Genomic DNA, 5,299 nt, shown 5'->3' with positions numbered 1-5,299 from the left:
TTAGGTGCATTAAGCGGGCTGAACCGTACGCTGATTCATGTTACTTATTATCCTTTTGAACCACGAGAAAATAGCCACGTCGTCAAATTTTTGGTCACGCCTGAGCAATACAGGAATTTAACAAAATCGCTCTTGGCCGGTTTTCAACAAAAAAATGGGCACCCCATCTTGCTAAAAGGAATTCATCATCAATCTAACGATGCTTTTTACGAAGCCAAAGGGCGCTATCATTTATTCAATACTTGTAACACTTGGTTGAATGACAAATTGGTTGAAAGCGGCCTTAAAGGCGTGTATTGGACTCCTTTCTCTTCGCCCTTGCTGGAACAATATCGATAGCCTTCACGCTTCTCAATTTTTGGTCTATGTAAGACTTCAGGCCGTCTGAACATTTTCAGACGGCCTGTATTTTGATAAAACCCCAAAACCCTTTATTATATAAATAAAATTCTTAAATAGCATTAAATATTAATTTTTATAAACAAACTGATTTTAAATTCTATAAAATAATTAAAATAAAGAAATTTTAGAATAAAATTGCTAAAACAAAAAACTAAGCCTTGTTTAATTCTGCTAAAACCTGTAACCTGTATCAAAAATAAACAAGAGAGTTCATCATGTCCCAACACCACCCTACTGACGATATTAAAATTAAAGAAGTCAAAGAGTTACTTCCTCCAATCGCGCATTTGTATGAGCTGCCTGTTACGCCTCACGTTGCCAATTTGGTTTATAAAACACGTCATGAGATTTCGGATTTGGTTCACGGCCGCGACAACCGTTTGCTGGTCATCATCGGCCCATGCTCGATTCACGATACTAAGGCGGCGGTAGAATATGCGCAAAAATTGCTGCCCTTGCGCAAAAAATATGAGAAAGAGCTGCTGATTGTGATGCGCGTGTATTTTGAGAAACCGCGTACAACCGTTGGCTGGAAAGGCCTGATTAACGATCCTCACTTGGACGGTACGTTTGACATCAACTACGGCCTGCGCCAAGCGCGTCAGTTGTTGCTGACTTTGAACGAAATGGGCATGCCTGCTTCGACTGAATTCTTGGACATGATTACGCCGCAATACTACGCCGACCTGATTTCTTGGGGCGCGATTGGTGCGCGTACGACTGAAAGCCAGGTACACCGCGAATTGGCCAGCGGCCTCTCCTGCCCTGTCGGTTTTAAAAACGGTACGGACGGCAATCTGAAAATTGCCATTGACGCCATCGGCGCCGCCAATCATCCACACCACTTCTTGTCTGTAACCAAAGCCGGTCATTCCGCGATTGTCCACACCAGCGGCAACCCTGACTGCCATGCGATTTTGCGCGGCGGTAAAGAGCCTAATTACAGCGCAGAACACGTTAAAGACGCTGTTGCGCAGCTTCAAAAAGCCGGCGTGAGCAGCAAACTGATGGTGGACTGCAGCCATGCCAACAGCCGTAAAGACTTCCGCAAACAAATGGATGTAGCACGCGATGTTGCGGAGCAGCTGAAAGCCGGTGAAGAAAACATCATGGGCGTGATGGTAGAAAGCCACTTGGTTGAAGGCCGTCAGGACAAGCCAGAGGTTTACGGTCAAAGTATTACAGATGCCTGCATCGGTTGGGATACGACTGAAGAATTGCTGGCACTGCTTGCCGAAGCGAAAAGTTACAAAGCATAAGTGCGAAACCATTAAAAAGACCGGATATGTTCCGGTCTTTTTTGCGTCTGTCATTTTGATTTCTTTGCTCAATATCCCGAGCAATTTTTAGTCAGGTTCGACGTAAAAACAATATGTTAGAAAATATTCAGGCCGTCTAAAAACCCGATCATTCAGGTTTTCAGACGGTCTCTCCTACTTTTCTTTTCAATTAAAACGTGTGTTTAACCGTTGCAGTCACACTACGCGGCGTGCCGTAAACGTGAATATCCGGCATGGTGCGATAGCGTTTGTTAAAGACGTTTTCAAAGTCCAAACTGATGCGGGTGGATTTGCCGATTTTGTAATGACCGGTCAAGTCCAGCGTTGCATACGGACGTTGGGTCAACGCGGCCGCGGCAGCCGGATTGATGTCTGCAGGATATTCATCCAGCGTGTGGCTGCGGCTTTGCCAGTTGACGTTGGCACCTACGTTCAAACGGTCGGTCACGTCATACGTGGTAAAGAGTTTGAACAAATGAACCGGATAAGACGGATGCAGTTGAACCCCTTCGCTGTCTTTGATTTTAGAACGTGCATAAGACGCATTCAACAGCCATTTATCGCTCAGGCGGCCGCCGACAGAGAGCTCCACGCCTTTTGTTGTGGTGTTGTCGGCTGCACGGTAGTATTCCTCGCCATTCGCGAATTTGCCTGCGACAACGCCCAAATGGTCGCGTTTGTTCATAAAGACGGAGGCGGAAGCATTCAGACGGCCTTCAAACCATGACGCTTTCAAACCAGTCTCGTAGGTTTTGCCGCGTTGTGGTTTGAGCGCCGCGCCGTCTTTGGTCAGATAACGCACTTGCGGACGGAAAATGGTGGTGTAAGACGCATAGGCGGTCAAATTGTCGCCGATGTCGTAGGTTACGCCCAAATAAGGAATGAAAACATTTTGTTTGTGGCTGCTGTGTACGAATTTGTTACGGCTGGTGCTGTAACGGTAACGCCAATCCACAAAACGGCTGCCGCCGATAAAGGCGAGCTTGTCGGTCAGTTTGAAACGGGTCGAGCCGTAAACCGACAGGTTTTTCATGCGTGAAAAACCATCGCGCAGATATGGCATATCGGGTTTGGCGATGTTGCCGTCAAATTTACGCAAATCGGGAATCATCGACTCGCCTTCTTCGTAGAAAGAAAGGTTTTCTTTGTTGTCCTGATAGCTGATGCCCGCATTGAACTCATGCGAACGGCCCAACGCCGGATAATGGCCGTCCAAGGCCAGCGCAAAATTCTGATCGCGGTATTTGCTGCGGTCGCGGTCTGAAGTGAAAAGTGCAGAGTAATCGGGATTGATTTCAAATGTACCGGCAATGCCTGAAACGATGTCGTTTTTACCCGAAACATGGCTGTAATCGCCTGTCAGTTTCCAGCCGTTGTCAAACTCATGGCTGAGGGAAGTGAATACTTCGGCACTGGTGTCTTTGCCGTATGCCCAGCGCGCGGAAGAATTGCTGCGCGGCGAAGACTCAAACGGTATGAATCCAGTACGGCGCGAACCTGCTGCGGTCAGGTAGCTGAAACGCGAGCTGCCGGTATTGCGGAAACGATGTATTTCCGTACCGAGGCGCCATTGGGTTTGCGGCGTGATATCGTAAGACAAAGTGCCGTAGAAAGTGTGATTGTGGCGCGAAGTGTTCGGCAGGTAATCGCCGCCATGGTCGCTGACCAAAATAGCGCGGCCGCGCAAGGTATTGTCTGCATTCAAAGGCTGATTGGCATCAAGGACGAAGCGGTAATGGTTCCACGAACCGACTCCGGCTTCTACGCTGACGGCAGGTTTGGCAGTCGGTTTTTTGCGTTCCAACGCAACCGTACCGCCCGGCTCGCCCATACCGCCGTTGGACAAACCGCTTGCGCCACGTACGACGACGACTTGTTCGTACAATGTGCTGTCCAGATTGTTGGTGCCGCGGCGGATGGCTTTACCGTCGTAAAGGAATTTGGGCGCGCCGTCTACGGAAATGCTGTCAATCGCCTGACTGCGCGAAATAAACTGGCTGTGGCCGGAGACGTTGTTACCCATTTTGCTGTGAAACACGCCCGGCGTTTGTTTCAACACGTCCTGCAAGGTATCCAAACCTTGGTCGTCCATTTGTTTTTCGGTAACGACAGACAAGGACTGCGGCGTTTCGCGCTGGGTCAGGCGGATGCCTGTCGCGGCAGAGGAAGCGGGAATGGTGTAGTTGGAAGTAGTCTGTTTTCCGACACCTTGGACGGTAACTGTCGGTAAATCGACACGTTCTTGCGGCTGGGTATTTTCTACTTCGGTCGCGAAAGAATACGCCGAACACAGCGCCAGACTGACGGCAAAGCTTAATTTGCCATAGGGAAATACAGGTAGTGACATAGCCTCTCCAATTAGCTTATCTTTACAATTTGGTCGCAGATTCTATCAAAAAGATGTAGTCCGATGAAACTATGTTCTAATCACTATTTTCTAAGTAGTTCGTTTAATTCAAAATATTTATTTTCAAACTAGTCCTAATTAACTAAAAAGGCCGTCTGAAAACCCGTATCATCAGGTTTTCAGACGGCCTTAATCTTTTTATTACAAGGTAATCAGTCTGCCAATTTTCGTGCCAATTCTGCCAAACGTTTACCTTGCGCAAAGGCAATATCGTTTTCTTCGGCAGTCAATGCCGGCTTGCTGTCATGGCCGGAAACATGGCTTGCGCCGTAAGGCGTGCCGCCGCTTTGGGTATTGCTGAGCGCGGACTCGGTATATGGAATGCCGCTGATGACCATGCCGTGGTGCAACAGGGGCAGCATCATGGTCAGCAAGGTGCTTTCTTGGCCGCCGTGCAGCGAAGATGTGCTGGTGAATACGGTGGCAGGCTTGCCGACGAGTTCTGCGCCGAGCCAAAGGGGAATGGTGCCGTCGATAAAGTATTTCATTGCGGCGGCCATATTGCCGAAACGTGTTGGGCTGCCGAGCGCAAGGCCGGCGCAATTTTTGAGGTCGTCGGCAGTCGCGTATGGCGCGCCTTCGTCTGGAATGGCTTTTTCAACGGCTTCGCAAACGGTGGAAACTTTGGGAACAGTACGCAACACGGCTTCGCAACCGTCCACGCTTTCGATACCGCGTGCGATTTGGCGGGCAAGGTTGCGCGTGCTGCCATTTTGGGAATAAAAGAGGACGAGGATTTTCAGAGGATTTGGGTTCATTTGGGGTTTCCGTTACAATGCTGTCAGGTTTCAGACGGCCTTTTAAATACTCGGGCCGTCTGAAAAGAAGAAATTTCAATTTAAAAGTGGGAAAAGGTTATGCCGTTTTCGCAATGGTGGCAAGGTTTTTTAAAGAGTAAAGGCGTAGCGTTCGCTTGGTTTGTCGTGCGCCGTTTTGATGACGAGCGTGTGCCGCAGGTAGCGGCAAACATGACGTTTACGACACTTTTGGCTTTGGTGCCCGTGTTGACGGTGATGGTCGTCATCGCTTCGGCCTTCCCCGTTTTCGACCAATGGTCGGGGGAATTTGTCTCTTTTATCAACCGCACCATTGTGCCGCAGGGCGCGGATATGGTGTTTGACTACATCAATGCGTTCCGCGATAAGGCCACCAAGCTGACGGCCATCGGTAGTGTGATGTTGGTCGTAACCTCGCTGATGCTGATTCGGAC

5 protein-coding genes are annotated in these 5,299 nt (G+C 49.0%); 3 read left to right on the top strand and 2 right to left on the bottom strand.

Going from position 1 to position 5,299, the window contains the following annotated elements:
* Together ACTHS3_RS06220 and aroG are read left to right on the top strand one after the other, a co-directional pair.
* On the top strand, nucleotides 1–339 hold a 339-nt coding region (locus ACTHS3_RS06220), incomplete at its 5' end, for a DUF2459 domain-containing protein (protein WP_440367414.1).
* A 278-nt stretch (nucleotides 340–617) separates the two neighbouring features.
* Nucleotides 618–1,661: a 3-deoxy-7-phosphoheptulonate synthase AroG gene (gene aroG / locus ACTHS3_RS06215; protein WP_070625261.1), complete on the top strand. Its 1,044-nt coding sequence runs from the start codon at nucleotides 618–620 to the stop codon at nucleotides 1,659–1,661.
* Nucleotides 1,662–1,851: 190 nt separating this feature from the next.
* Here the strand turns inward: aroG and ACTHS3_RS06210 are convergent, their stop codons facing one another.
* Both ACTHS3_RS06210 and wrbA read right to left on the bottom strand, forming a co-directional pair.
* Entirely contained in the window at nucleotides 1,852–4,029 is a 2,178-nt protein-coding gene (locus ACTHS3_RS06210) for a TonB-dependent siderophore receptor (protein ID WP_070625263.1), read from the bottom strand.
* Nucleotides 4,030–4,241: 212 nt separating this feature from the next.
* Nucleotides 4,242–4,847 carry an NAD(P)H:quinone oxidoreductase gene (gene wrbA, locus ACTHS3_RS06205; protein ID WP_004520937.1) on the bottom strand — a complete coding sequence of 202 codons (606 nt, stop codon included), beginning with the start codon at nucleotides 4,845–4,847 and terminating at the stop codon, nucleotides 4,242–4,244.
* Nucleotides 4,848–4,946: 99 nt separating this feature from the next.
* On the opposite strand from wrbA, the gene ACTHS3_RS06200 reads away from it, so the two are divergent.
* Nucleotides 4,947–5,299: YihY family inner membrane protein (locus ACTHS3_RS06200; protein WP_440367411.1), on the top strand; the 353-nt coding region annotated here is incomplete at its 3' end.

This window comes from Neisseria sp. P0009.S007, from assembly GCF_051962515.1.
Note: the sequence above shows the minus strand (reverse complement) of the source record. Positions and strands in the feature narration are given on the sequence as shown.

Coding starts and splice junctions, on each gene's coding strand:
- ACTHS3_RS06210 (WP_070625263.1), bottom strand. CDS start 4,029: ATGTCACTACCTGTATTTCCCTATGGCAAATTAAGCTTTGCCGTCAGT.
- aroG (WP_070625261.1), top strand. CDS start 618: ATGTCCCAACACCACCCTACTGACGATATTAAAATTAAAGAAGTCAAA.
- wrbA (WP_004520937.1), bottom strand. CDS start 4,847: ATGAACCCAAATCCTCTGAAAATCCTCGTCCTCTTTTATTCCCAAAAT.